General features: G+C 67.0%; 22 protein-coding genes. 17 read left to right on the forward strand and 5 right to left on the reverse strand.

Going from position 1 to position 25,179, the window contains the following annotated elements; translation table 11 throughout:
- Positions 1-60 precede the first annotated feature (60 nt).
- Positions 61-1,317: a tyrosine--tRNA ligase gene (gene tyrS / locus KA712_23915; protein MCG5056013.1), complete on the reverse strand. Its 1,257-nt coding sequence runs from the start codon at positions 1,315-1,317 to the stop codon at positions 61-63.
- 101 nt (positions 1,318-1,418) lie between these two features.
- On the opposite strand from tyrS, the gene KA712_23920 reads away from it, so the two are divergent.
- The 3 genes from KA712_23920 to KA712_23930 all read left to right on the forward strand — a co-directional run bounded on the left by KA712_23920 (position 1,419) and on the right by KA712_23930 (position 4,381).
- On the forward strand, positions 1,419-1,856 hold the full coding sequence (locus KA712_23920) for a hypothetical protein (protein MCG5056014.1): 438 nt from the start codon (positions 1,419-1,421) through the stop codon (positions 1,854-1,856).
- Positions 1,857-2,238: 382 nt separating this feature from the next.
- Entirely contained in the window at positions 2,239-3,078 is an 840-nt protein-coding gene (locus KA712_23925) for an isocitrate lyase/PEP mutase family protein (protein MCG5056015.1), read from the forward strand.
- A 52-nt stretch (positions 3,079-3,130) separates the two neighbouring features.
- A complete protein-coding gene (locus tag KA712_23930) occupies positions 3,131-4,381 on the forward strand; it encodes a NupC/NupG family nucleoside CNT transporter (protein MCG5056016.1) in 1,251 nt (416 codons plus the stop codon).
- Positions 4,382-4,388: 7 nt separating this feature from the next.
- Here the strand turns inward: KA712_23930 and KA712_23935 are convergent, their stop codons facing one another.
- Positions 4,389-5,003, reverse strand: a complete 615-nt coding sequence (locus tag KA712_23935) for an N-acetylmuramoyl-L-alanine amidase (protein ID MCG5056017.1) — start codon at positions 5,001-5,003, stop codon at positions 4,389-4,391.
- A gap of 129 nt (positions 5,004-5,132) precedes the next feature.
- Between KA712_23935 and KA712_23940 the strand changes: the two genes are divergently transcribed.
- The 7 genes from KA712_23940 (at position 5,133) to minE (ending at position 11,914) form a co-directional block, all read left to right on the forward strand.
- Positions 5,133-5,654 carry a hypothetical protein gene (locus tag KA712_23940; GenBank protein MCG5056018.1) on the forward strand — a complete coding sequence of 174 codons (522 nt, stop codon included), beginning with the start codon at positions 5,133-5,135 and terminating at the stop codon, positions 5,652-5,654.
- A 305-nt stretch (positions 5,655-5,959) separates the two neighbouring features.
- Positions 5,960-6,793 carry a DUF3800 domain-containing protein gene (locus KA712_23945; protein ID MCG5056019.1) on the forward strand — a complete coding sequence of 278 codons (834 nt, stop codon included), beginning with the start codon at positions 5,960-5,962 and terminating at the stop codon, positions 6,791-6,793.
- Positions 6,794-7,844: 1,051 nt separating this feature from the next.
- Positions 7,845-8,759 (forward strand): methylated-DNA--[protein]-cysteine S-methyltransferase, encoded by a 915-nt coding sequence (locus tag KA712_23950; protein MCG5056020.1) that lies wholly within the window; start codon positions 7,845-7,847, stop codon positions 8,757-8,759.
- On the forward strand, positions 8,756-9,703 hold the full coding sequence (locus KA712_23955; GenBank protein ID MCG5056021.1) for an EamA family transporter: 948 nt from the start codon (positions 8,756-8,758) through the stop codon (positions 9,701-9,703). Before KA712_23950 ends, KA712_23955 begins: the two co-directional genes overlap by 4 nt.
- 67 nt (positions 9,704-9,770) lie before the next feature.
- The gene (gene minC / locus KA712_23960; protein MCG5056022.1) at positions 9,771-10,625 is read left to right on the forward strand and encodes a septum site-determining protein MinC; all 855 of its coding nucleotides are present in this window, start codon (positions 9,771-9,773) and stop codon (positions 10,623-10,625) included.
- A gap of 172 nt (positions 10,626-10,797) precedes the next feature.
- The gene (minD, locus tag KA712_23965) at positions 10,798-11,604 is read left to right on the forward strand and encodes a septum site-determining protein MinD (GenBank protein ID MCG5056023.1); all 807 of its coding nucleotides are present in this window, start codon (positions 10,798-10,800) and stop codon (positions 11,602-11,604) included.
- 22 nt (positions 11,605-11,626) lie between these two features.
- Positions 11,627-11,914 carry a cell division topological specificity factor MinE gene (gene minE / locus KA712_23970; protein ID MCG5056024.1) on the forward strand — a complete coding sequence of 96 codons (288 nt, stop codon included), beginning with the start codon at positions 11,627-11,629 and terminating at the stop codon, positions 11,912-11,914.
- A 38-nt stretch (positions 11,915-11,952) separates the two neighbouring features.
- Here the strand turns inward: minE and KA712_23975 are convergent, their stop codons facing one another.
- A complete protein-coding gene (locus KA712_23975) occupies positions 11,953-12,648 on the reverse strand; it encodes a hypothetical protein (protein ID MCG5056025.1) in 696 nt (231 codons plus the stop codon).
- A 2-nt stretch (positions 12,649-12,650) separates the two neighbouring features.
- Positions 12,651-14,087, reverse strand: a complete 1,437-nt coding sequence (locus KA712_23980) for a 3-deoxy-7-phosphoheptulonate synthase (GenBank protein ID MCG5056026.1) — start codon at positions 14,085-14,087, stop codon at positions 12,651-12,653.
- A gap of 98 nt (positions 14,088-14,185) precedes the next feature.
- Between KA712_23980 and KA712_23985 the strand changes: the two genes are divergently transcribed.
- The 7 genes from KA712_23985 to KA712_24015 all read left to right on the forward strand — a co-directional run bounded on the left by KA712_23985 (position 14,186) and on the right by KA712_24015 (position 23,679).
- Entirely contained in the window at positions 14,186-14,860 is a 675-nt protein-coding gene (locus KA712_23985) for a 2'-5' RNA ligase family protein (GenBank protein ID MCG5056027.1), read from the forward strand.
- A gap of 312 nt (positions 14,861-15,172) precedes the next feature.
- A complete protein-coding gene (locus tag KA712_23990; GenBank protein ID MCG5056028.1) occupies positions 15,173-16,225 on the forward strand; it encodes a hypothetical protein in 1,053 nt (350 codons plus the stop codon).
- On the forward strand, positions 16,222-17,565 hold the full coding sequence (locus KA712_23995) for a hypothetical protein (protein MCG5056029.1): 1,344 nt from the start codon (positions 16,222-16,224) through the stop codon (positions 17,563-17,565). Before KA712_23990 ends, KA712_23995 begins: the two co-directional genes overlap by 4 nt.
- Positions 17,566-17,576: 11 nt before the next feature.
- Entirely contained in the window at positions 17,577-18,590 is a 1,014-nt protein-coding gene (locus tag KA712_24000) for a hypothetical protein (protein ID MCG5056030.1), read from the forward strand.
- 9 nt (positions 18,591-18,599) lie between these two features.
- A complete protein-coding gene (locus tag KA712_24005; protein ID MCG5056031.1) occupies positions 18,600-20,522 on the forward strand; it encodes a serine/threonine protein kinase in 1,923 nt (640 codons plus the stop codon).
- Positions 20,519-22,063, forward strand: coding sequence for a protein kinase (locus tag KA712_24010; GenBank protein ID MCG5056032.1), 1,545 nt, complete (start codon positions 20,519-20,521; stop codon positions 22,061-22,063). The genes KA712_24005 and KA712_24010 overlap by 4 nt, the downstream gene beginning before the upstream one ends.
- A gap of 107 nt (positions 22,064-22,170) precedes the next feature.
- Positions 22,171-23,679, forward strand: a complete 1,509-nt coding sequence (locus KA712_24015; protein ID MCG5056033.1) for a hypothetical protein — start codon at positions 22,171-22,173, stop codon at positions 23,677-23,679.
- Positions 23,680-23,725: 46 nt separating this feature from the next.
- On the opposite strand, the gene KA712_24020 is transcribed toward KA712_24015, so the two are convergent.
- Entirely contained in the window at positions 23,726-25,105 is a 1,380-nt protein-coding gene (locus KA712_24020) for a sigma 54-interacting transcriptional regulator (protein ID MCG5056034.1), read from the reverse strand.
- Positions 25,106-25,179 lie beyond the last annotated feature (74 nt).

Here is a 25,179-nt window from a genome sequence, read left to right on the forward strand (position 1 = left end):
GGAATCATGGAGGAAGCTCGTCGCGCCCCGCGTGCACAGGCAGGGCGCCGACGAACCAGGTCAGGACGCGTCCGCCCCAGGCACGATCCGGCGCAGATGCTTTTTCCCCGCGTGCAGCACCACCCCATCGGCCGGCACGTCCGCCGCACGCACCACCTGCTCCACGTCGTCCACCTTGGTATCGCCGAGACGAACGCCTCCTTGCATGACCAGGCGGCGCGCGGCGCTCTTCGAAGGGGCAAGCCCCGCCGCCGCCAGCAGATCCACGACCTTGAGGCCCGCTGCCAGCTCGGCCGCGGACACGGCGTGCGTGGGCACGAGCGCGCTCGAGCCTTGTCCCCCGAAGGCGGCCTCCGCACCCCGGCGGGCGTCGTCGGCCGCGTCCTGCCCATGAACGATGCGGGTCACCTCGTAGGCCAGCGCCTGCTTGCCCGCGCGAATCTCGGCGCCTTCGAGCTTCTCGTAGCGCGCGATCTCCTCGAGCGGCAAAAAGGTGAACAGCTTCAAGAAGCGGACGACGTCGCGGTCGTCCGTGTTCACGAAGTACTGGTAAAAGTCGAACACGCTCGTGCGCTCGGACGACAGCCACACGGCGCCCGCGGCGGTTTTGCCCATTTTTGCGCCCGCGGCCGTGGTGAGCAGCGGAAACGTGAGCCCGAACGCGTTTTTCTGCTCGAGCCGCCGAATGAGGTCGGTGCCGGCGAGAATGTTCGACCACTGATCATCGCCCCCGATCTGAAGCGTGCAGCCGAAGCGCCGGTTGAGAACCAGGAAGTCGTAGGCCTGGAGCAGCTGGTAGTTGAACTCGATGAACGACAGCCCCCGCTCGAAGCGCATCTTGTACGCCTCGGCCGACAACATGCGGTTCACTGAAAAATGTCGCCCGATCTCGCGCAAAAAATCCAGGTAGCGCAGGTCGGCCAGCCACTCGGCGTTGTCGACCACCAGCGCCCCCGCCGCGCTGCCCTCCACGAAGCGCTTGACCTGCCGCTCGATGCCTCGGCGGTTTTCCTGGATGGTCTCGAGGGTGAGAAGCTGGCGCATCTCCGTTTTGCCGCTGGGATCCCCCACCATGGCGGTCCCGCCCCCCAAAACGCCGATCGGCCGGTGTCCCGCCTTTGCCATGTGGGCCATGGCCATGAGCGGCACGAAGTGCCCCACGTGGAGGCTGTCCGCCGTGGGATCGAAGCCTGCGTAGAACGTGACCGGCCCCGCGCCCAAGGCGGCCACCATCTCGGCCTCGTCGGTGACCTGCTGGACGAAGCCTCGTCCACGCAGAGTGGCAAACACATTCGGGTCGGAAAGGGAGCTGGACATGGAAACGGCCAGTATAGACGGCCCCGGCAGGCCGGAAAGGGCCCGGCGACGCGTGCAGGCCACCTTTGCGGGGGCCCCCGGGGGCAGGTAGTGTCTGAGACGTGCCGGAATCTACGGTGGAGTGTGCGTGCCAGGCCCGACCGGCCTGGTCCCCGATCAACGACGACAGGGTCCTCGGCTGGGCCGTGGTGGAGAGCGGCGACTGGGAAGAGCTGCGTCAGTGCCCGGACTGTGGCCGGTTCTGGCTGCAGGCCTGGCCTGAAGAACTCGAGGGCTGGGCCATCCTGTGCCGCCCCGTGCCCGCCACCGCCACGCGCCTGCGCGACATCGACCGCGTGGAGACGATTCGTGGCTACTGCCTGGCCCGCTTGGCCGAGCACCTCGGCGAGATCAAGGAAGAGAAGACCAAGTGCGCGAAGGTGACCTGCGAACGCAAACGCATCCGGGGCGCCAACTTGTGCATCGAGCATCTCATCGCCAACCGCTTCGGCCGTCAATTCTCGCGCCTCGATCGCGCACGCCCGAACGAGCCGGCCTGAGCACTGTCGCGAGGAAAATAAGTGGCCCGGACCCCCCACAGCGTGGGAGATCCGGGCCGTCCCTCGTTCTACGGCTTCCTCTGGCTGCGTGTTCTCGGCACGGAGACCTTGCGTGAGATCCCCGTTTGTCCTCCTTTTCGTCCACCGGACGCCCGCTGGTTCATCGGTGCGTCCCTCACCTGTTGTCCTCACCTCACACTCACTAAGGTACCTGGGTTTCGTTTCCGCATCCTTTCCACGAAGCTAAACCTTCGTAAGGCGCTGCCCCCCTCGCCGCGCGACCCCCGCGACAAACGCCACGACCTGCGCGACACTCGAGCGGGTGACGAAAGCCTCTGCCCCTCCCGCGAAGCGCCTGACTCCCCTCGCACGCCTGCGCGCGATGCTCGCTGAGCCCGGTCTTTTGCTGATGCCCTGTTGCTTCGACGGCCTTTCGGCGCGGCTCATCGAGCTGGCCGGCTTCCGCCTGACGTTCATGAGCGGCTTCGCCGTTTCAGCGGCACGGCTCGGCGCACCCGACACGGGGCTCATCTCGTACGGCGAGATGCTCGATCAAGGGCGCAATGTGTGCAGCGCCGTCGATCTGCCCGTGCTGGGCGATGGCGACACCGGCTATGGCAACGCCGTCAACGTCAAGCGCACGGTGTTCGGCTACGCGCAAGCAGGGTTCGCGGCGGTGATGCTGGAAGATCAAGTGGCGCCAAAGCGCTGTGGGCACACACAGGGCAAGCAGGTCGTGGGACGCAGTGAGGCGGTGGCCCGCATCCGCGCCGCCACCGACGCGCGCGACGAAGGCGCGCAGATCGCGATCCTGGCCCGCACCGACGCGCGCGCCACGCATGGACTCGCGGAAGCTCTGTGGCGGGCGCAGGCGTTCGTGGACGAGGGGGCCGACATCGTCTTCGTCGAAGCGCCCCGTGACGAGCGCGAGATGGAAGAGATCGGGCGCGCCGTCACGGTCCCCTTGCTCGCCAACATGCTGGAAGACGGTGACACGCCCATCTTGCCGCCCGCCCGCCTCGAAGCGCTGGGGTTCAAGATTGCGGCCTACCCGCTCACCCTCGTCAACAGCGCCGTGGCCGCCATGCAAAAGGCCCTCACGGCGCTGGCGCGTGGGGAAACGCCCAAAGGTCTCCTGCCCTTCGCCGAGCTCAGGCGTGTGGTGGGCTTCGATGCCTACGACGCCGAAGCTCGTCGCTACGCTTCGCGCACGGACGAGTAAGCCGCACGACGGCCCCCCCCTTTGCTGCGTTTCCATCGCCACCTCACGCACCATGCTCGACACCTTGCATTCCGCTTTGGGCCTTGTCTGCTTCACCCTTTTCGCGTGGCTGCTCGGCGAAAACCGCCGGGCGGCCCGTGTGAAAGTGGCCGCGGCGGGCATGGCCTTACAAATAGGCCTGGCCGCGCTCATCCTCAAGGTGCCGCTCGTGCGCGCGGGCTTTGGCGCGCTGAACGCGGCCGTGTTGGCCGTGCAGAACGCCACGGAAGCGGGCACCTCGCTGGTGTTCGGCTACCTGGGAGGAGGGTCGCTTCCCTTTGCGCCACAGCCAGGCGCCTCCCCGTACATCTTCGCGTTCCGCGCGCTCCCGCTCATCGTCGTCATCAGCGCGCTCACGTCGCTGCTGACGCACTTTCGCATCCTGCCGTTCTTCGTGAGGCAGTTTTCGCGGGTGCTCGAACGCACGTTGGGCATCGGGGGCGCGGTGGGGCTTGGCACGGCGGCCAACGTCTTCGTGGGCATGGTGGAAGGCCCTCTCTTCGTGCGCCCCTTCCTGGCAAAGCTCACGCGCTCGGAGCTGTTTGTCCTCATGGTGGCGGGCATGGCCACGATCGCGGGCACCGTGCTGGTGCTTTACGCCCAACTCATCTCGCCCGTGCTGGCAGACGCTGCGGGTCACCTGCTGACGGCCTCGGTGATCAGCGCGCCCGCCGCCGTGACGATCGCCCTGCTCATGGTGCCTGAGACGGAAGCCACGCTCACGGGCGGCGCCGCCCCTGCGCCCGAGACCAAGAGCGTGATGGATGCCGTGACGGCGGGGACCACCGCGGGCCTTCAGATTCTCCTCACCGTGACGGCCATGCTGATCGTGCTGGTGGCGCTCGTGCACCTCGTGAACGCTGGGTTGGGTGTCCTGCCTGCGGTTGCCGGCGCGCCGCTGTCCCTCGAACGGGTGCTGGGATGGCTCATGGCGCCCGTGACCTGGCTCATGGGCATTCCGTGGCGCGAAGCGCCCGTGGCGGGGGCGCTGATGGGCACGAAGACGGTGCTCAACGAGTTTCTCGCGTACTTGCAAATGTCGCAGCTGCCTCCCGAGGCGCTCAGCCCGCGCAGCCGGCTCATCATGGCGTATGCGCTATGTGGCTTCGCCAACTTCGGAAGCCTGGGCATCATGCTCGGGGGGCTGTCGGCCATGGTGCCCGAACGGCGCGCGGAGATCGCGCGGCTCGGCGCCAAGAGCGTGGTGGGCGGAACGCTGGCCACGTTGTCCACCGGCGCGGTGGTGGGCCTGCTCGGCGGGTGAAGAGCGCCTACACGCGCGCCGCGGGATCCAGCCACGCGTCGGGGATGGGGCGCGGGGCCCCCTCACTCGAAAGACCTAGAGACACCGCCGCCCAGTGGCCCACGTTGTACCAGATATGTGGGCCCGGGCAGTTGGGGCGGCCATGCAGATTGAACTGCCTGTGCGCGTAGACGTAGCGAAGCGCATGGCGGCTCCAGAGGTGGCGCACCAGCTGCCGTCCGGCTTCCACTTCGGCCCAGGTGGGCACTCGGGATCCCGCCGTTCCGTCCGCGATCTCCTCCGACGTGGCCAGTCCCTCGGCGCCGAACGAGGCGAATTCGATGTGAAGGCTGGCCCGCGCGTGCGCGTCGTCCAGCAGAGCTTCGACGGGCCGCAGCTGCAGCACGGTGCCGTCGCGAAGCACGGCGAAGTGGGCGATCACCGTATCGTATTGATCGGGCCGGTCCCCTCGATCGAAGCCCATCTGGTGCAGCACCACGGCGTTGATGGCGGTCAAGGGGCGCCGCGTACCGAAGCGGCTCAGGATCGGCATCCCGCGAAGGTTGTTCGCGATGCCAGCCGTCAGGGAGGTGCGATCGACGATGACCACACCCCCGTTATAGGCCTGCCTGCGTTCGGACACAACCGGCCCGGCACGCCGCAGGTCACCGCGAGGTAACGAGCCTCGCGTCCGCCCCAGGCACAAGGCGCCCGATCGCGCTGGAATGTGCTTTGCACACTTCCAAGTCGTGGGGGAGGGACAGCGATGCGCGTGTGGAAGCAACCTTGGTCTGTGTGGCTCCTGGGGCTCGCGGTGGCGACGACGGCGGCGGTGACGAGGGCGCAAGAGACGACGCCCGGTACGCCCCAGGAGGTGCGCGACGTGACCGTCGACAACCCGGGCGTGGGCATCGCCCCCGCGCAAGAGCTCGGCAGCCTCGGACGCGGCGACGAGGAACGGGCCCTTGCGCCGGCGGAGATGGAGACGCAGACCGCCAGCAACGAGCTCTTCGCCGACGAAACCCGCACCCTGTGGCGATGCAGGCACAAGGTCGCCTTCGCGCAGAAGGTGGCGCCGGCCGCGATTCCGCCGGGGCGCGTGCTGGTCCGCTTCGTGGTGGACACGTCGGGGCAACCGCGGCAGGCCGCCGTGGTGGCGCTCGAGCCGCTCGACACGGACGTGTTGTTCTGTGTGAAGGACGAGGTTCAATCGTGGCGCCTCGAACCGCCGCCCGTCAAGCCCGTGACCTTCACACGCGAGGTCGACCTGCGCGCGCCCAATGAAGATCCCTGACGAACGTCTCTGGCTTCCTGGCTTCATCTGCGAAGCCCTTTCGCGAGGCCTCTCACAACCGCCACAACGCTTTCGTGTGACCAGCGTCCCCCGTTCTTTCTGATTTAGTCGCCGCCTGACTTTCTGCGAGATCTATCGGTTGGACGGCCGGAGCCAAAGAGACACCTCCAGTGAGTTCTTGCTAGCTGGGCCACTCATTCCGAACAAAGGCGAGCAAGTGGCCACAGAGTCGGTCCTCTTCTCCAGGCGTCACCAAGGTGAGACTACTGGTTTGTGCGTTTCGCGCAGATCAGGTAGCGTTCGCCATGGCCGATGTCATGAACTTCTATATCGATGACTCCGGTTCCCGAAGTCCCGACCGCCATCCCAAGGATGCTTTGCCAGGGCATGGCCATGACTTTTTCGGATTGGGCGGGGTTCTTGTTCGCGAGCGTGATGAAGCGTTCGTGCGCGCGAAGCACGAGGCACTGGTCTCTGAATGGAAGCTGCATGGCCAGCCTCTCCACTCGTCAGAAATTCGCGCCAGCAAAGGCCCCTTCACATGGCTCCGCGGCGCATCCGCCGAAAGGCGGGAAAAGTTCTACACCGATATCGAACAACTAGTGACGACGCGCGAACTTACCGCGCTCGCTTGCGTCGTTGATCGGCCCGGCTACAACCGTCGGTATCGCGACCAGTACGGAAGAAAACGCTGGCAGCTTTGCAAGACTGCGTTCTATATCGTGGTCGAGCGTGCCGCCAAATACGCGATAGCCAAGGATTGCAAGCTCCGGATCCTCATCGAGAGCGCTGGCAAACGTGAAGACGGTCAACTCCAGAACTACTATTCGGATATGCGGAACGTGGGTCAGCCTTTCGATCCCACTAGAGCTGCCAAATACGAGCCACTTCACCCAGCCGCGCTGGCCGCGACGCTGCACGAGTTCCGCAAGAAGAGTAAGTCGTCTCCGTTGATGCAACTTGCCGATCTATGCTTATGGCCACTGTGCCTTGGCGGCTACGACTCCGGAAACGTACCCTACGCCGCCTTGAGACGTGCGGGTACACTCCTCGATGCGCAGCTGCGCCCAGAGGACGTCCCACATCTGGTCGTTAAATACAGTTGCTTCGAAGCACTCAAAAAAGCTGAAGCTCGCTAGAAGCGAGCTTCAGGACGGCTGCCTCACGGCGACCCAGTGGGCGATGCCCAATGGCTATACTAGTTGCAAACGGCTTGGCTAGTCAACTGGGCGGGCGCCCCTTTTCAGTCCTAAATTTAGCGAGCCCGCTCGGCGGCAAGTGGCGTTCGTTTCGGAGTCCGCCTATCCGCTCGAGGCTCAGTGCGCAATGGAATCGCTCAGGCGGTCAAAGTCCGTTATTGCCGAGCATCATCCCGCTTCGCAGAGTTGCGTTCGAGGTACTCTTGCCGCGCTCGTCCAAGTTCCTCACGCCGTGGCCAACCGCATTCGCGCGCCATCGCTACTTCGTAGTCACTGAAGAAGTGTCGAGACACTGGATTTCAGTGAATGCTACCGAAAGGAAATTGAATGTCCCTCGCAACGATTCGTTCAAAGCATCGAAGTTGATGGTCGATAGCAATGTCGAGAGGTTTTTGGTTGCACCGTCCTAGCTCAAGGCGTAGCGAAAACCGTCGGCGTAGGGGTCGACGTAGTGGATCTCATCGAGGATCGCGCCGAGTCACGATGCGGCGCCCGACACGCCTCCTTCCGAAGGCTGTCAACGGCGGCCTCGTATGACCAACGATAGTGGCGCCGAAAAGTGGAACCGCCTGCATCGTGGTAGCTACCAAAGTCGGCTCCACCGCGGCTTGTGTCGCCACAAAAAACTTGCCGCTTCACGTCGGGCCAGAGAAACGCGCGTTCGTACAACGCTTCTAGGGTCTTCGTTGTCCATTTTCGGCAACTTCGCGTGTCTAGAACATCCGGGCAGGTTACGGCCCGAGACCGGGGAGCTTGCCCGTCCCCCCAACGCCTCAAAATCGCGTTCTCGCTCGCACGCCCGGAGCGTGTCTGACCCTCGACCAGTCCGTCCAACCCATCTTTTCTGGCTGCACAAGCCCTTCCGCGAATTTTCGATGATCACGGCAGACTACGTGGAGACCTCGCCGTGAAGCGAGGGGCGCGCCCCAGGCACCTGCAGCGCAAGAATCGGGTCGAAGCCGCGCACGGGCGGGGATAGGCTGCTTGGCACATGACCGCCGATTACCACCGCGTCGAAGCGGCGCTTCGCTATCTCGAAGAACGCTGGCCGGAGCACCCCTCGCTCGACGACGTGGCGAAGCACATTGGTCTTTCGCCCTTTCATTTTCAGCGCCTGTTCCACCGGTGGGCAGGCATCACGCCCCATCGCTTCATGCAGCACCTCACGTGGTCGTTCGCGCGGGCGCGCCTGCAGCAAGATGTGCCCGTGCTGCAGGCGGCCTTTGAGGGCGGGCTTTCGGGCGCGTCGCGGCTGCACGATCTGGCCTTGCGGCTCGAAGCCGTCACGCCCGGGCAGATGCGTTCGGGCGGCGCCTCTTTGCCGATCCGCTGGGGTGTCCACGAGAGCCCCTTCGGCCGCTGCTTCGTGGCCACCACACCGCGGGGCCTTTGCCAGCTGGGCTTCGTCTCCGAAGATCCCGGCGGCACTTCTTTCGAAGAGCTGCGCGCGACGCTGGCCCGCACGTTTCCGCAGGCACAGCTCGCCGAGGACGCGGGAGCCACGGCGCCCCTCGTGGCGCGTGTGTTCCGGGCGCCGCCTCCGCGCGGCCTTGGCGGGGATCGCCCGCTTTTGCCCCTCTTCGTCTCGGCAAGCCCATTTCAGCTCCAGGTCTGGCGTGCGCTCTTGGCCATCCCCGAGGGCGCGGTCACCACGTACCAGGCGATTGCGCGGGCCATTGGCAACCCCGGCGCCACGCGCGCTGTGGGCACGGCCGTGGGGCGCAACCCGATCGCCTGGCTCATCCCCTGCCACCGCGTGATCCGCAGCGAGGGACACACGGGGCAGTACCGTTGGGGCCCTCTGCGCAAGCGCGCGATGCTGGCATGGGAGGCCGCCCGAACCTCTCCCGAAGAGCCTGCCCGCGGCGCCGCGCCCGAGCGGCTGGTACGCTCGGCCCCCCCATGACCCCGCCGCCCCCTCCGTCTCGACTGGCCATCGCTCTGGCGTTCGCCGCGGTGTACGTGGTCTGGGGCTCGACCTACCTGGCCATGCGCATCGGCGTGGGCAGCCTGCCTCCGTTTCTTCTGGGCGCCATCCGGTTTTTTCTCGCAGGGTGCGCCATGTGGGGCTACCACGCGGCCAAGGGGAAAACCCACCTTGCCCGCGGACACTGGAGGAACACCACGATCGCGGGGCTGTTGCTTTTGGTGGGCGGCAACGGCGGGGTGGTGTGGGCGGTGCAGCACATTCCCTCGGGGCTGGCGGCGTTGATCGTGGGCACCGTGCCGCTGTGGGTGGTGGCGCTGGCGTGGGCCACCGGGGCGCGCCGTCCTTCGGGGCGTTTGGTGTCGGGTCTTGGCCTCGGGCTCGTGGGCATCGCCGTGTTGCTGGGCCCCGATGTCGTGACGGCCTTTGCGCACGACCAAGCCCCGGGCACCCCGGCGCGCGCCCACGCGCTGGGTGTGCTCGCCGTGCTCTTTGCGTCGCTGTCCTGGGCGATGGGCTCGCTGTGGTCGCGACGCGCCCGGGTGCCCGAGGCGCCGCTCTTGCCCACGGGCATGCAGATGCTGGCGGGCGGCGCTGCGTTGTTCTTGCTGTCGGCCGTCCGGGGCGAAATGACCACGTTTTCTCCCGCGCAGGTGACGAGCGCTGCGCTCCTCGCGCTCGCGTATTTGGTGGTGTTCGGCTCGCTTTTGGCCTACTCGGCGTACATCTGGCTTTTGCAGGTGGTGCCCCCGGCCCGCGTGGCCACTTATGCCTTCGTCAACCCCGTCGTGGCCGTGTTTCTTGGCACCGCGCTCGCGGGAGAGCCGCTTGGCACCCGCACGCTGGTGTCGGCGGCGATCATCGTTGGCGCCGTGGCGCTCATCACCACGGCCCCTGCGGACGCCCCGCCGCAGACGCGCTGACGCGTCAGCGTGCAACATTCACTAATTTGACCCCGCGGGCCACAGGGCCAAGCATGGGGCGAAGCCCATGGAAGCACTGTCAGCCCGCCGTCCCCCCGTGGCCCATGAAGGCGTTGCCGCCGCCACGAAGGCCCACGCCGCCTTCGATCTCAAAGGCGTCATGTCGTCGACCACCGTCATGCGGCTCAAAAGCCGCGATCTGGGGCTCATCGAGCGGCAGCTGCGCAACCGGGTCACGCAGTTCCCGCAGTTTTTCGAACATGCGCCCATGGTGGTGGACTTTACGCCGCTGCAAGGCCGCTCCGACGGCATCGCGCTTGCGGCTCTCGCGCGCATGTTGCGCGCCCGTGGCGTCGTGCCTGTGGGGGTCACCAACCTCGACGAGGCCTTCCACGAAGAGGCGATCGCGGCCGGGCTGGGCATTATCAAGCCCACCGGCCCCGCAGGCTTGCGCCTCGGCCCCGACGGCCTGGGAGACGCCGCCGACGTGCGCCCCGCCGCAGGTCCCGTGCCCACCGCCTCGGTCAACGAGGGGCCCACGGTTCCCATGGCCAGCGTGCCCGCGCCCGAACCCGCGCGTCCCGTCTTCGCGCACAGGCCGCCCATGGTGATTCGCACCCCCGTGCGCAGCGGTCAGGAGATCTACGCGCGGCAAACGGACCTCATCGTGCTGGGCCCCGTGAACCCCGGCGCCCAGGTCATTGCCGATGGCCACGTGCACGTCTACGCCCCCCTGCGCGGACGCGCGATTGCAGGCGCAGCCGGTTACCCCGAAGCACGCATCTTCTGCCAGAAGCTCGAGGCCGAGCTCATCTGCATCGCGGGGGCATACATGTTGGCCGACGACCTGCCCGCCGATCGCGTGGGCCGCGCCGTGCAGGTGTTCATCGAACACGGCGAGTGCCACATCATCCCGCTGTGACGGGGTCCTCTGCCCCACCCCAGGCGCCCCCCGGAGGGCGCTTTTCTTTGCGCACTTCGATGTAGTCACAGGTGCTACCCGTGGCGCCGTTTTCTCCAAAAATTTTACGGACTTCGCCTCTCAATGTTTTATGGGACCACGACTCGCGAATTGAATCAGGGAGGCCCATATCGTGTCCAAAGTCATCGTTGTCACCTCGGGTAAGGGTGGGGTCGGAAAGACCACCACCAGCGCCAATCTCGCCGCAGGGCTCGCCATGCGTGGCCACAAAACGGTGGCCATCGACTTCGACGTGGGCCTGCGCAACCTGGATCTCGTCCTCGGCTGCGAGCGTCGCGTGGTGTACGACTTCGTCAACGTCATCAAGAACGAAGCCAAGCTTCAGCAAGCCTTGATCAAAGACAAGCGCATCGAGAACCTCTACGTGCTGGCCGCGTCGCAGACCCGCGACAAAGACGCGCTCGAGGAAGAAGGTGTGGGCCGCGTGCTCGAGGAGCTCAAGACGATGGGCTTCGAGTACATCATCTGCGACTCGCCCGCCGGCATCGAAAAGGGCGCCCAGATGGCCATGTTCTTCGCCGATGAAGCCATCGTGGTGGCAAACCCCGAGGTGTCTTCGGTGCGTGACTCCGACCGCGTGTTGGGCCTGCTTGCCGCGAAGACCCGCGCCGCCTCGGGGGGCCAATCGATCAAGAGCCACCTTCTGCTCACGCGCTACAACCCCGCGCGCGTCAAGAAGGGGGAGATGCTGAGCGTCGAGGACATCCTGGAGCTGCTCGGCATTCCTCTTTTGGGCGTCATCCCCGAATCCAAGGTCGTGTTGCTCTCGTCGAACAAGGGCACCCCGGCCATCCTCGACGAGGAAAGCGATGCGGCGCAGGCCTACCTCGACGTCGTCTACCGGTTTCTCGGTGAAGAGCGCGAGCAGCGGTTCATCAACGAAGAAAAGCGCGGCATCTTGGCGCGCCTCTTCGGCTAACCGAACAACCGGGGGAGCTGAGATGTCATTGATCGACTTTTTTCGGCGCCAGCCCAGGCCCGCGAGCCTGGCCAAGGAGCGCTTGTCCATCATCGTCGCGCGCGAGCGGGCCGCCACGCGCGGGGGCCCCGACTATCTTCCGCAGCTTCAGCAAGAGCTGCTGGCTGTACTGGCCAAATACGAGGTCATCGATCTGCAGAACGTCTCGGTCAGTCTCGATCGCCGGGACGACTGCGAGGTGCTCGAGCTCAACGTGGTGCTGCCCGAAGTGGAAAGCCCACCGGCCCCGCGCCGGTTCGCGGCCAGTTAGCCTGCCAGCCCCCCAGCTCGCAAAGCTGAGGGGGCGCGCTAGGGTGTGCAGGCGGGCGGCAACGTGGGCGGCATACACGACGCGGCCGCCGCAAAGCCCGGCGGCAGGCAGCCCGAGGAAAACAGGTGGCAGGCGCCACTCGGGCTTGCGGCCCAGGTGAGCGCCGTATCGCAAGCCTGTCCCGATTTCGCGCACGAAAGCGGCACCTCGGGTAGCAGGCACTGCCGCGCGAGATCCAGCGGCGCGCCAGCCAGCGTCTCGCAAAACGCATCCGTTTGGCACGCGGCCACGGGCTTGGCCTCACAGTCTGCGCAGGCCGCCTCGGTCGCACAACTCATCACGAAGTTCGCGACCGAGACGAGCTCCAACGCGGGACCCACGCGGCGCAAGCTGCCCGTGGCCACCACGTTCGAATTGTCAGGCGCCACGGTCACCCGGGGCACGCCGCGCTCAAAGAGCAGATCCCGCACGCAGGACGCACGATGTGCGAGCGCGTCTGCGCTCACCGGCTTGCCATCGGCGTTCGCGGGCGCGAGGTTGATCACGAACCCCAAGGTGCGGTCGGGCTGGTTCGCCAGCTGGGCACAGCGGTTGGCCGAATCGGCGCAGATAGGGCCGCGCCTGATGTCAGGCTTCCACACGTCATCGCAGTCGTCACCCAGACACCCCGCCGTCCAGGACAACAGAGACAGGCCCAACGCGCAGAGGCCAAGGTGTGTTCCAAGACGCTTCACGATCATCGCCTCCCGTCCGTTGCGGCGCCAGGTGCCCCGTTCATCAACTTGGCCATACCGAAGGCCATCTCCAGCGCTTGACGGTAGTTGAGCCGCGGATCGCAGGCGCTTGCGTAGTTGCGATCGAGATCAGCCTCGGAGAGACCGCCCCCGATGCACTCGGTGACGTCGTCTCCCGTGAGCTCGAAGTGCACGCCCGCCAGCACCGAGCCCAAGGCGGCGTGCACCGCGAAGGTGCGCTCGACCTCGGCCTGGATGTCGTCGAAGCTGCGGGTTTTAACTCCGCTGCCCAGCACGCGCCCATTGCCGTGCATGGGATCGCTCACCCACGACACCCGGCGGCCCGCTTGCTTGACGGCCTGGATCAGCTTCGGCAGCACGCTTTCGACGTTGTCGGCGCCCATGCGGGTGATGAGCAAGAGCTTGCCGGCCTCGTTGCTCGGGTTCAAAGCCTCGACCAACCTCACCACTTCGTCCGCCGTGGCCTTGGGGCCCACCTTGACCCCCACCGGGTTGCGGATGCCGCGGAAGAACTCGACGTGGGCCCCTTGCAAGTCGCGCGTGCGTTCCCCGATCCAGGGCAGGTGGGTGGTGAGGTCGTAGTGCCCCTCGCGCCGGGGCACTTTGCGGGTCTGTGCGGCCTCGTAATGCAAGGAGAGCCCTTCGTGGCTCGTGAAGAACTCGACCCGGGTGAGATCGTCCACCTTGGCCTCACCAAGGGCCTCCATGAAGCGGATGGCTTCGCCGATCTCGCGGGTCATGCGCGTGTAGTCCTCACGCAGCCCCGCGGGAAGCTCGGCGCGCGACAGCTGGCTCAGGTCCCAAAACTCCGGGTGATGCAGGTCAGCGAAACCGCCCATCGAGAGCGAGCGCACAAAGTTGATCGTGGCGGCGGCGTGCAAGTAGGCCTGCAGCAAGAGCTCGGGATCGGGGGTGCGGGCCTCGACGGTGAAGTCTTGCCGGTTCACCAGATCCCCGAAGTAGCTCGGAAGCTCCACGTCGCCCCGCAGCTCCGAAGGTTTCGAGCGGGGCTTGGCGTATTGGCCGGCGAAGCGGCCCACGCGGATGATGGGGCGCTTCGAGCCGTGGATGAGCACCACGGACATCTGCAGCAAGATCTTGAGCTTGTTGGCGATGACGTCGGGGCGACAGTCAGCCAGCGTCTCGGCGCAATCTCCGCCTTGCAGCAGGAAGCGCTTGCCTTCCTCGGCATCGGCCATGAGGCTGCGCAGGCGCTCGATCTCCCATGACGTGACGAGCGGAGGCAAGGAACTGAGCTTCTCGGTCACCTGCGCGAGCTTGTCGGGGTCGGGGTAGGCCACCTCCTGGGCCAGCGGACGGCTCTTCCATGACGCAGGGGTCCAGGGCCGGGGCGCCGGGGCGCCTTCGGTCGTGCGGGCAACTTCGGGAAGAACGTCGGACGCGGGCAGGCGGGTCATGGGAACGGCCAAATCTAGCAGGCGAATCCTCGCGGGCAGGCCTCGACCCGCCGAGGGCTGGCCTTGTCGGGCGGGCCTGCGCTAGCGTGCGGCTCGCCATGGCGCCCCGCTCCTCCCCTCCCCAGCCGCTCGACGACACGAGGCGCGTCTTCGCCGCCGGTCCTGACACTCTGGTGGAGTCAGCGGGGGTGCGGCAGGCCTGGCACAGGGGGCGCTCGCGCTATGCCGTGTGGATCGTGCGGGTGGACGACCCCGAGGTGCATGCGCGTGTGGCGGCCGCCCAGCGCACCCTGTCCGCGTGGATCGAGCCGCTGGGCGCCGAGGATCTGCACATCACGTTGGCCGTGGCCGGCTTCGTGGCGCCGCGGGCTACGGCCAATGACGACGTCACGCCCACCGCCCTCGCGCAGCAAGCGGCCCTCGCGCGGACCGTCGGGGGCCCCTTCGTTTATCGGATCGGGGGCTTGCACTCGTTCCTGGGCGCGCCCTTCCTGGCCATCGAAGACGTGACGGGCAGCCTGGCGCGGCTCCACGGGGCTCTCACCGCACCGGGATGCCCCCTGGCCCCTACACGCTACCTGCCCCACCTGACCGTGGGTCGCTATGCCGGACGTTTTCCCACACGCGATCTTTTGCCCGCGTTGGCCCGACCCGATGAGCCGCCCCCACGGCAGCGGTGCTTCGATGAGGTCGAGCTCGTCACCTTCGCGGCGCGCACGCCCCACGCTCCCCTCGTCACGCGCGCACGCATTCCGCTCGTGCCCGATCGATGAGCGGCGGCCTACCCCTACACCGGCGGTGTATCGGCGCCTGACCCTGAGACGTCTCATGAACGTCTCACCCAGGCCCCTCGTGCCCCCTGCGGCAGCGGCGTCGCCAAGCATAACGAGAGGTTGCCAAGCCCATCGCCTGCGCACGTGCCTTGCAGTGCCCCCCGGCACCGATGGGCACGTACGCACGCAGCAGTCGTTCGATGAGACAGTGGGCCTGCGCCTGCACCTTGTTCGTGTTGGCCGCGTGTGAGCCTCGCGACGCACCCAACGCCCCCAAGGTGTGGTCGCTGCCCGCGCTCGAACAGGCATTTCATGTCGGGGCTGTCGGTGCTGCAGGGAAAAACCTTCCCGGGCGGCATTCGTGCGGCCACGTTCTTCGAGCCGAATGCCGACGGCACGAGCCGTCTTCGCGTGCTGCCCGCATTTTCCGAAGGTATGCCCGCCGCCTACGTCGCGGCAGAGATGTGGACCGGCTACGACGAGATCTGGCTGCAGCCCTGGTATTCGCTGGTCACCGCCTGGGACGAAAAAGCGCCTTCCACGTACCGACTGAAAGATGCCGACGGCAAGGTGGCGCCCGCGATCTACGACGTGGATGTCGAGAGCACGTTCTACAGCCCCTTTTGGCGTGTGTTCTGGGTCGTGGTGCCCCCGGAGACCACGCCCAGCACCTACACCGATAGCCGCGCCTTGCTCGCCGCCGGTTTGCCCATGTACCCGGGGCCCGCCTGGATCTACTCGATGCGTACGGCGTCCCTGAACTTGGGTGAAGGCAAGCCCAAACACCCGCTGCTCGGCAGCGAGGTGGGCGCCGTGGCCTTGGGGCCCGACGCCTGGGTCGAAGGCGACCTCAAACCTTCGATGAACCTGGGCGGCAACAACTTCACCTACGACAAGACCGACGTCGTGCACGAGGTGGCCCTGTTTTGGATGCACCCTCGGGGGACGCTGCCCGAGTCCGCGGCGGCGTGGCCCGGCGTCGTGGGCACGGGGCCCTTCGGCGCGCGCGCGCCTGCCCAGGTGGTGGGAAACCGCCCGCGCTTCGGCGGTTTGTGCCGGCTTTACCTCGCGGCCGTTCCCGTGACGGCCGCCCCCTTCGAGCCCGACGCCTCACCCGCGGCCTCGGCGCTGCTCACGGCCGCCAACCTCGACCCCGCCGCCTACCGCGGACGCGTGGCGCTGAACGCCAAGAAGGTCGCCATGAACGACAAGGCCTGCTTCGACGATCCCGGGTTTCCCGGAAGCTGCACCTGGCTCGACAGCCAAGCCGCCGTGGAGGACCGCCTGGGCGACGCCGCCATCACCCGCACGGAGATCCTGATGACCTGCCCCTTCGTGACCTACGCTGCAAAGGCCGTCAAATGAGGGCGCGCGCTTTGCGCGGGTTGCCGTTCGTGCTCGCGATCGTGGGGCTGCTGGCCCCCGGTTCGCACGCGTACGCCGCCCCCGCGCCGCACGCTGTGCCCAACGACGACGCGTTCGACGACGCAGCGGAAGACGAAACGCTCGACGATGGTGAGCCCGTGCCCAACCGCGAGCCCCTCACGTTCCGCGGCTACGTCGACGTGGGGTACGCCAAGGCCCAGGGCAACGGCACGAGCTACGCGCCCAACGACACCCGCTTGCCTGCCGACTACCGCGTGGACACGTTTGCCCCCGCCGTCAACAGCTTCGGGGACGTGGCCGCCACGGACGCAGGCAATCGCTTCGTCAATGGCTTTTTGCCCACCACGACCGGCCAGGGTGGCAAGGGCTCGTTCCTGCTCAACGTCTTGAGCCTCGACACCCGCTATGAACCCGAAGGCTCGCCGCTCACGATTTTTGCGCGCGTGCAGCTGTTTCCCAGGTATCTCGACGGCCAGGAGCAAAGCCGCCTGTGGGTGGAACAAGCCTTTGGACGTCTTCAGCCTTTTGCCTCGAAAGAGTTCACGATCACCTTGGGCAAGCTGGATTCGGTCTTCGGCATCGAATACCTCGAAAACCAGTCGAACTTCCGCACCGGAGTGACACCCTCGCTCTTTGCTCGCTACACCACGGGCCGCTCTGTGGGCGCCAAGGTGTTCTTTCGCCAGCAGATCCCCGCGCTGTGGTCCGCCTTGAGCCTCAACGCGTCGGCCACCAACAGCGGCACGTTCGTCGAAGCGCTACAGCCCACGAGCCGCAGCTTGACGGGCACGCCGGTGCTGGCGGCCCGCCTGGGGTATGAGTTCAATCACCCCCGCGTGGGCGTGAAACTGGGTGCCAGCGGCCTTTACGGCCCGCGCAACGATCAGACCTCGGCGGAGGCCGAGCAACGCATGTTCGGCGTCGACGCCCGTGTGTTCCTGCTGGGTCTGGCGCTGTCCGGCGAGTACCTCGACGTGCGCAAGGGCCTCGGCGCCGACACGGGCAAGTACACCGGCCTTGGCGTTTATCCTCTGGCCTCGGGTTTCGAGGCGCGCGGGTTTTACGCGCAGGCCGCCTACGTGCTGCGGGTGGGCTGGCGGGCGTTGTCCAACATCGTTCCCTACGGCCGCTACGAGCGCCGGCGGGCCGCCTTCGAGGGCTTCGGCAGCCTCACGGTGGACCGCCTCACCGCCGGGCTGCGGCTCGACTTTTGGGAGTCCCTGCTGGTGAAGGTCGAGTTTCTGCGCAACCGCGAGTTGGCGGGAGCGCTTCCCGTCAACAACGACGTGCTCACGTCGTCGGTGGTGTTTTCCTGGTGAAAGGTACACGAATGGCAAAAGCGACCTATGGCTCCCTCACGCTCGCCGCGGCGTCTTTGCTGCTGGCGCCGGCTGCCGCGCACGCCGGGGACACCAAATGTTCCTGCACGGGTGAAGTCACCCCGCTGCCCCTCGAGGCCAAGACCCCCGACGATCTCGCCTTCAAGGCGCTCGTCGAACGCCACTATCTCATGGTCAACCTGCTCACGGCGGCCCGCGCTGCCACGCAACGGCACGACCACGCCACCGCGATGGCCAAGTGGGAAGCCCTGGCACGCATCCCCGACCTGCCGCCCGACGTGGCGCACGAGGTGAATCTGGCGCTCGGCCGTGCGGAGCAAGACCACGCCGCGCCCGAGGTAGCCACACACAGGGACGGGGCGCTGCCCGTCGAGATCGACGTCGCCCCCAGACGTCGAACCACGGCCGCCACGCTGGTGAGCGGCCGCGTGATGGGCGGCGGCTCCCGGGGGCCCGGCAACACGGTGGTGTGGCTCAAGCCGCTCGATCGGCCCATGCCCCCTCTGCCCGCCGTGAAGAAGGTGATCAAGCAGAAGAACAAGCGCTTTTTGCCTCACGTCGTGGCCGTTCCCGTGGGCAGCCGCGTGGCCTTCGTCAACGACGACGAAATTCATCACAACGTCTTCTCATCCACGAAACCCAACGACTTCGACAGCGGCCTTTACGGCAAGGGAGGGGCCTTCGGCCAGGTGTTCGACAAGGCAGGGCCCGTCGAGATCCTGTGCAACATCCACGCGAGCATGAACGCCTACGTTTACGTGGTCGAAAGCCCGTACTACGCGGTGGCCAACGGCTCCGGGGCGTTCCGCATCCCCAACGTTCCTCCGGGCCGGTACCAGCTCGAGGCCTGGAACGAAGGCTCTTCGGGGACTGTCTCACAAAAGATCCAGGTGGGGCCAAGCGGCGCACCTGCCGTGGTGGTGAGCATGGCGGGCGACAAAGGGTCTCGAGGCCCAGCCCCCGACAAGTACGGCCGACCCCGCCAAGAACACATTGGCTACTAGGAGCTCGTGATGGCGCTCTTTGGGAACTCCTCCCTCTCGAAACGTGTCGCAGGCGCCCTCGCCGTCGCGGCGTTCGCAGCGGCAGGGTACGTTGGCCTCGCCGACCTCGAACGGGGGGCCGCGCACAGCCGCGCCCACGCACAGGCCGAGCGGGCCCGACAGAGCGTGCAGGAGGCGCTCGACCGCGAGGTCTTGGGCCTCGAGCTCGCGGGACACAACGCTGCCAGCAGCCCCCGCCTGGTGGCGGCCGTGCGCGCCAACGTCTCGCCGTCCACGCTGCGCGACATCTTCGAGACCGAATCCTGGTGGCAGCCCTACCGCGAGGCGTTTCCAAGCCAAGGGCTTGCGGAGCGCGAGGGCACGGCCAACACGCTCATGGGGACGAAGCTCGAAGGGCCCGCCCTCGATCGTCTCGTGGCCCGTGCGCGCCGCGACCGCAAGCCCGCAGGAGGGCTCATCGACATCGGGTCGCGTGCCTTTCAAGTCGTGGCGGCGCCCATGCTGCTCACCGACGCGGCCACCATCCCCGTCCTGCTTCTGGCCCGCCCGTTTGCTCTGCAAAGCCTCGAGGTGCTCGCGCGGGCTGCGAACGCCACGGTGGCCCTCTACGAAGGCGAGCGGCTCCGTGCCGCCGCGGGCCGCAGCGCCGCCCCCGCGCGCACCTCCCCAAACGCGTTCCCCACGGTCACGTCGAGGCTTCCGCTCGATGGCTTGCTGGCCCTCGTGGTCACCCCCAACGAGGTGGCACCCGACCGGCGCTGGACTTTGGGGATGGCGGGCGCGCGGGCGGGCCTTTGCTTGCTCGCGACGCTGCTCGCCCTGTGGATCCTCTTTCGCCGCCGCCCCGAACCCCTCGTGCCAACGACGGCGCCCATCGACGACGCCGTGGGCCGGTATGCCTTGTTGAACAAGATCGGGGGTGGGGGCATGGCCGACGTGTATTTGGCCGTGGCCCGCGGCGAGCAAGGCTTCCGCCGCCCTTGCGTGGTCAAGCGCCTGCGCGCCGAACTGGCCTCCGATGCGCAGGTGGTGGCTCAGTTCACCGACGAAGCCACGTTGGCGTCCTCGCTGGTCCATTCCCACATCGTGCCGATCTTCGACTTCGGCCGTCTGGGCGACCACTACTTCATCGTGCAGGAGTACGTGGCGGGCCGCGATCTCGGCAAGCTCAGCGCCCGGCTCGAAGCCCAACACCGCCCCCCCCTGCCCCCTGCGGCGGTGGCGCACATGGCCTGCGCCGTGTTGAGCGCGCTCGACTATGCGCACAACAAGTGCAGCGTGGAGGGGCGTCCGCTCGCGCTCGTTCACCGTGACGTGACACCCGAAAACATCATGGTCTCGCTGCAAGGCGAGGTGAAGCTGCTCGACTTCGGCGTCCTCAAGTCCAGCGAGGGCCGCTCGACCAAAACCGAGATGGGGGCCCTCAAGGGCAGCGTGAGCTTCATGTCACCCGAACAAGCCCGCTGCGTGGAGGTCGACGCCCGCGCCGATCTTTATTCGCTGGCCCTGGTCATGTACTTCTGCCTCACAGGCCGCGCCCTTTTCGAGGGCACCGCCAGCTACCAGATCCTCGTGAAGGCAGGGGCCGGCGTGGGCCCTGAAGAGGACGCCCGGCTCCGCTGCCTTCCCGCCGCGTTCGTGCCCCTTTTGTGCAAGGCGCTGGCGCCCCGGCTCGACGATCGGTTTCAAACGGCCCGCGAGTTCGCCGAGGCGTGTAAGCCCCTGTCCGCAGGGGGCGACGTGCTGCTGCGCCAGATCGTCAGCGAGCTCTTCGACGACGAGATCCTTTCCGAACAAGAGCTGTTGCGCGAAGGGCTCAAAGAGAACAGCCAAACCTTTCGTTCGAGCGCGGCTTTGCCCCCGGGCACCGGAACCCTGACCGATTCGCACGAGATCCCTGCGCTCACCCCCCAAGTTGCGAGGCGCCCATGACGTCTTCCCCTCACCTCGATCCCCACGCGGACGCCCCAGGCCCCAAGAGCCCCCGCGCGTGGTTCGGCGGCTACTACCTGGTCGATTCCATCGGCAAGGGGGGCATGGCCGAGATCTTTCGCGCCGTGCGCCCGGGCGAACAGGGCTTTTTGCGGACGGTGGCGCTCAAGCGCATCAGCCCCGCGTACGCGCATTCGGAATCCTTCGTGCAGATGTTCTGCGAGGAAGCGCGGATCAGCGCGATGCTGTCGCATCCAAACATCGTGCAGGTGTACGAGTTCGGCAAGGCCGAGGGCACGTACTTTTTGGCGATGGAGTACCTGCGGGGCCGCGACCTCTTGAGCGTCATGCGCTCGAACGACGCACGCAGGGCCATGATCCCCACGAGCCTGGTCACGTTCATCGGCCAAAAGGTCGCCTCGGCGCTGGGCTATGTGCACGAGCTGCGCGGCCCGGACGGGGCCTCGCTTCACTTGGTCCACCGCGACGTCAGCCCCGCAAACATCATGTTGCTCAAACGAGGCGGCGTGAAGGTGCTCGACTTCGGCATTGCCAAGTCGCCCAGCTTGGCGCGGCAGCAGACCCAGGCAGGGTTCGTGAAGGGCAAGATGGGCTATCTTTCGCCCGAGCAAGCCCGCTGTGAGGCGCTCGACGGCCGCTCCGACATCTTTTCCCTGGGCGTCACGCTCTGGGAGGCGCTGACGGGCAAGCGTCTCTTCCGGGCGCAGACGGAGTACGAGACGGTCAAAAACGTTCTGAACCTCCCGATCATGCCGCCGTCGAGCATAAACCCTCACGTGTCCCCCCGGCTCGACGGTGTCGTCATGGCGTGTCTCGAGAGAGCCCGCGAAGCGCGCCCCGCCTCGGCCAAGCAGCTCTCGGCCGAACTCGGTGAATGCCTGCGGCAGACCCCTGCCACCGACGAAGACATTGCCGTCTACCTGGGTGAGCTTTACGGGGAACACAGCAGTCAAGTGATCCCGATCGTAAGGGACGAGATGCTGGCCGCGCAGGCCGGGGCGCCCGAGGCGCTGCCCGCGCCCCCCCACGAATTGCCCTGGGGCAGGCCCGCGAAGATCGTGCCGCTCGTCGACCCAACCCGCCCGCAACCTTTCGAGGCTTCCCCCCCGGTGGCCGTCACGCCCACCAGCTTGCCCCGCCTGCGCCCCCCCTCCCGCCCAGGGCCCGCGCCGCGCGCCGGGGCAGGGCGAGGCCTCGCCATCACCGCCATCGGGCTGGCCGCGCTTGGCCTTGCCGGCTCCCAGTGGCTTTGGCCCGCGCTCGTGAACCCCGCCGATCGCGCGGGGGCCCCCACCCTCGCAACCACGCGCCTGGAGCTGCACTCGCAGCCCGCAGGCGCCACGGTGCTGGATGCGCAGGGCGAAGCCGTGGGCGTCACCCCGCTCGTGCTCGAGCGCGCCCGCGACGCCCCCGAGGTCACGTGGGAGCTGCGCCTCCCGGGCCATGCGCCCGCCCGCATCACTCCCACCACCGCGACCGACGTGTTCTTGATGGTGCCGCTCGACCCCTCGACACGCTGAGCTCGTGACCTCTCCCGGTTCGCGGCCTCCCGAGAGGCCGTGGCTTTTGCTTTTGCGCCTGCGGGTCTCGCGCCCGCTCTCCCTCACCCCGTCATGGAAGGACACTGATGAAAAAAGCCCTGCTCTGCCTCTGCCTCGCCACCCCCTGGGTGCCCGCCTGTGGTGAGCCCCCCACATCCGACGCGCCCCCACCGCAGATCGCCGCCGTGAAGGCGGCCGACGTCCTGGATCCGCGGGTGTCACTGGCCATCACCGACGTGGCCATGCTCGCGCCCTTCACCTTCGAGCGGGTCCTCACCCAGCTCGTGGCCCAAAGCAACGTGCCTGGGCTCACGCCGCTGCAGCTCTTTCGGCAATGGTGGGACACACAAAACCCCGGCCCGGGCCTGGGCCTTGGTCCCCACTGCGATGATGAACTCGACGCCAGCGGAGCGCCCGTGCTCAACGGCTACCCCTACCCCTGCCGTCCCCTCGAAGGCGCCCAGGCCCAAAGCGATCCGTTCTCGAATCCCGGGACCAACCCCGACGCCTACGTGCCGATCGGCCTCTTCAACCGCTTCGACCTGGCCGCGAAGAACGGCAGCTTTTGCGGTGAGTACCGGATCGTGTTCGCCAAGCGCTCGGGCATCACGAACGAGTTTCAGCGCAACTTGATCATCTTCGAGGGGGCCCTGCGCAACCCTCATCCGCTGGACAAGCTCGCAGGCTGCCGAAAAGTGGCGAAGTTCTGGGCCGAGCTCAGCAAGGAGAAAAAAGCCAACAAGCGCTTGGCGGCACTCGAAAAGTTTTACTTCCAAGGCAACGAGAACTTCAACGCCGCCGTGGACGTCAGGGCCTTCGGAGACAACGCCCGCGACTTTGGCCAGGTGCGGGTCAATTCCTTCATCAACCCGCCCGGCGCGCAATCGGCCCAGGTGCCTTGGAGCCTGCGGGAGTTCAAGCTGATCCGCAGCGGCTGCAATGAAGACCGCACGTCGTGTGAGGCCATGCGCTTCGTGCCGACCACCGTGAAGAACAACGCCTTCGGGGCCCTCTTCAACCCCGTGGAAAAGGCCGAACTGGCGCCCGCGTTCGTCGAGCGGGCCACCACCTTCCAGGACCGCTTTCCCGAAGTCGCCGTCGAGAGCCTGCTCGCTTCGGATCCCACGGAGATCTCCGTCGACGTCCCGCCCAGGTTCAACGCGGCCCAAAGCCTCTCCTCGTCCACCCAGATCGATCGCTACGAGCGGCAGTTTGGCGACGTGCCCACGGCGTTCCATGCGGCGATTCAGTCCCGGCTCGACACGCTCGGCAGCCCCGTCACGCCGCTCCAGGTCGTCCGCAGGGCCATGACCATTTCCTGCGCCGGCTGCCACCGCTTGAACGACGCCGCTCCCAACAACGATCTTGGCAACGGCCTCACCTGGGCGCCCTCCTTGGGCTTCGTGCACGTGAGCGAGCGCGAGTTCGAGCCTGACGACCCCACCCGCCACCGCATCTCCGACGCCCTCAAGAACGTCTTCCTCCCCAAGCGCCTGCAGGTGCTCGAGACCTTCTTGCAACACGGCGTGGGCAAGCTCGGCGAGACGGACACCGAAAGCGATCGTCCCATCAAGGGCGGTGGCCGACACGACTGACCCCCCCTCGCAGGTGCGGCCGGCGCCCGCTTCGGCGCCGCCGCGCTTACTTGAGGGAGGGCCGATAAACCTCGGGCGAGATCCCGAAGCGCTTCATCCAGCGGTGAATCTGCATCCGCGTATGTCCCAGCTCGCGGGCCACCGCCGTCACGTTGCCTTCGTGCGCCCTCAAAAGCTCGTCGAGCTGCGCCCGCACCTGCTCCGGGTCGGCCTTGCGCTTTGTGGGCGCCACCGCCACGGGCTTGGCCAAGAGCGAGTCGATGAGATCTCCGCGAATCTCGCGCTCGTCCAGCACCAAGTTCACGACCACCTCAACCAGGCGGTCGAGCTCGCGCACGTTGAGCGGCCACTCGTGCGCCAGCAAGAGCTCAACGGCTCTGCGGTCGAAGCGAAGCTGGGAGGCCCTGGCACCTGCGTGCCGGCGCAGCAGCGCCGCCACCAGCAGGCCCAGATCCTCACGGCGCTCCCGCAAGCCCGGCATCCGCAGCTCGAAGCCCCGCAAGCGCGCCCAGAGATCCGAACGAAAGTCACCACTGGCCACGCGGGCCGGCAAATCGTGATGGGTGGCCGCCACCAGGCGGAAGTCTATGGGCTCCGGCGCGGCCGAACCCAGGGGGCTGACTACCCGCTCCTGCAGCACCCGCAGCAGCTTGACCTGCGCCTCGGGCGGCAGATCGCCGATTTCGTCGAGAAACAGAGTGCCCCCGTGGGCGGCCCGCACCAACCCCTTGCGGTCCGCCTGGGCTCCCGAGAAAGCACCGCGCTTGTAGCCGAAGAGCTCGCTTTCCACCAGGTGCTCGGGCAGCGCGCCGCAGTTGATCGCCACGAAGGCCCCCGTGCGACCCGACAGCTCGTGCAGGCTCCGGGCCGAGATCTCCTTGCCGGTCCCCGTTTCCCCGGAGAGGAACACGGGCAAGGTGGTGTTGGCGATGTGGGTGAGCCGCGAAAAGGCCACCTTCAACGTCAAGCATTGCGTGCGCAGCTCGGCTGGCAAATCGTGCGTTTGCGATACGCCCGCCAGCAGGTCCGAGCGCTCCAGGCGAAGCACGAAGGCCGTGCGGCCCACCATCAGGCAGCTGCCGGGCGCCACGGTCTGGGACCGCACCGGCTGCCCCTCAACCTGGGTGCCATTGCGCGACCCCAGATCCTCGACCCGCAGCTCCCCGTCCCTCACCGTGATGCGGCAGTGAGGATCGGAGACGTGCGGGTCGGCGACGGACAGCTGCAGGTGCGGCGCCTCGCCGTGCAGCGCAAAGGTAGAGCCCCGCCGCAGCGTCAGCGCAACGCCCTCTTCCAGAATCACCGGGGGCATCTCGAGCAGGGGGTTCGGCCCGCAGAGCACGAGGAAAAGGGCGCACGAGAGCTCGTCGTTGACCTTGGGTTCGCCAACGGTCTCGAGCTCGGTCAGGGTTTCCGCGGCGTTCACGAAGTTGGCTCGCTGTGACTTGCTGCGCCGTATCACACGGCGCGTCTGAGCGTCCCTCAATCCTAACACAGCCC

This window comes from Myxococcales bacterium, assembly GCA_022184915.1.
Classification (GTDB): Bacteria; Myxococcota_A; Polyangia; order Fen-1088; family Fen-1088; genus JAGTJU01.

Bases quoted from the DNA above. Each gene is read 5' to 3' on its own strand.
- tyrS (MCG5056013.1), bottom strand. From the start codon at position 1,317: ATGTCCAGCTCCCTTTCCGACCCGAATGTGTTTGCCACTCTGCGTGGA.
- KA712_23925 (MCG5056015.1), top strand. From the start codon at position 2,239: ATGCTCGCTGAGCCCGGTCTTTTGCTGATGCCCTGTTGCTTCGACGGC.
- KA712_23930 (MCG5056016.1), top strand. From the start codon at position 3,131: ATGCTCGACACCTTGCATTCCGCTTTGGGCCTTGTCTGCTTCACCCTT.
- KA712_23945 (MCG5056019.1), top strand. From the start codon at position 5,960: ATGGCCGATGTCATGAACTTCTATATCGATGACTCCGGTTCCCGAAGT.
- KA712_23950 (MCG5056020.1), top strand. From the start codon at position 7,845: ATGACCGCCGATTACCACCGCGTCGAAGCGGCGCTTCGCTATCTCGAA.
- KA712_23955 (MCG5056021.1), top strand. From the start codon at position 8,756: ATGACCCCGCCGCCCCCTCCGTCTCGACTGGCCATCGCTCTGGCGTTC.
- minC (MCG5056022.1), top strand. From the start codon at position 9,771: ATGGAAGCACTGTCAGCCCGCCGTCCCCCCGTGGCCCATGAAGGCGTT.
- minE (MCG5056024.1), top strand. From the start codon at position 11,627: ATGTCATTGATCGACTTTTTTCGGCGCCAGCCCAGGCCCGCGAGCCTG.
- KA712_23980 (MCG5056026.1), bottom strand. From the start codon at position 14,087: ATGACCCGCCTGCCCGCGTCCGACGTTCTTCCCGAAGTTGCCCGCACG.
- KA712_23985 (MCG5056027.1), top strand. From the start codon at position 14,186: ATGGCGCCCCGCTCCTCCCCTCCCCAGCCGCTCGACGACACGAGGCGC.
- KA712_23990 (MCG5056028.1), top strand. From the start codon at position 15,173: ATGTCGGGGCTGTCGGTGCTGCAGGGAAAAACCTTCCCGGGCGGCATT.
- KA712_23995 (MCG5056029.1), top strand. From the start codon at position 16,222: ATGAGGGCGCGCGCTTTGCGCGGGTTGCCGTTCGTGCTCGCGATCGTG.
- KA712_24000 (MCG5056030.1), top strand. From the start codon at position 17,577: ATGGCAAAAGCGACCTATGGCTCCCTCACGCTCGCCGCGGCGTCTTTG.
- KA712_24005 (MCG5056031.1), top strand. From the start codon at position 18,600: ATGGCGCTCTTTGGGAACTCCTCCCTCTCGAAACGTGTCGCAGGCGCC.
- KA712_24010 (MCG5056032.1), top strand. From the start codon at position 20,519: ATGACGTCTTCCCCTCACCTCGATCCCCACGCGGACGCCCCAGGCCCC.
- KA712_24015 (MCG5056033.1), top strand. From the start codon at position 22,171: ATGAAAAAAGCCCTGCTCTGCCTCTGCCTCGCCACCCCCTGGGTGCCC.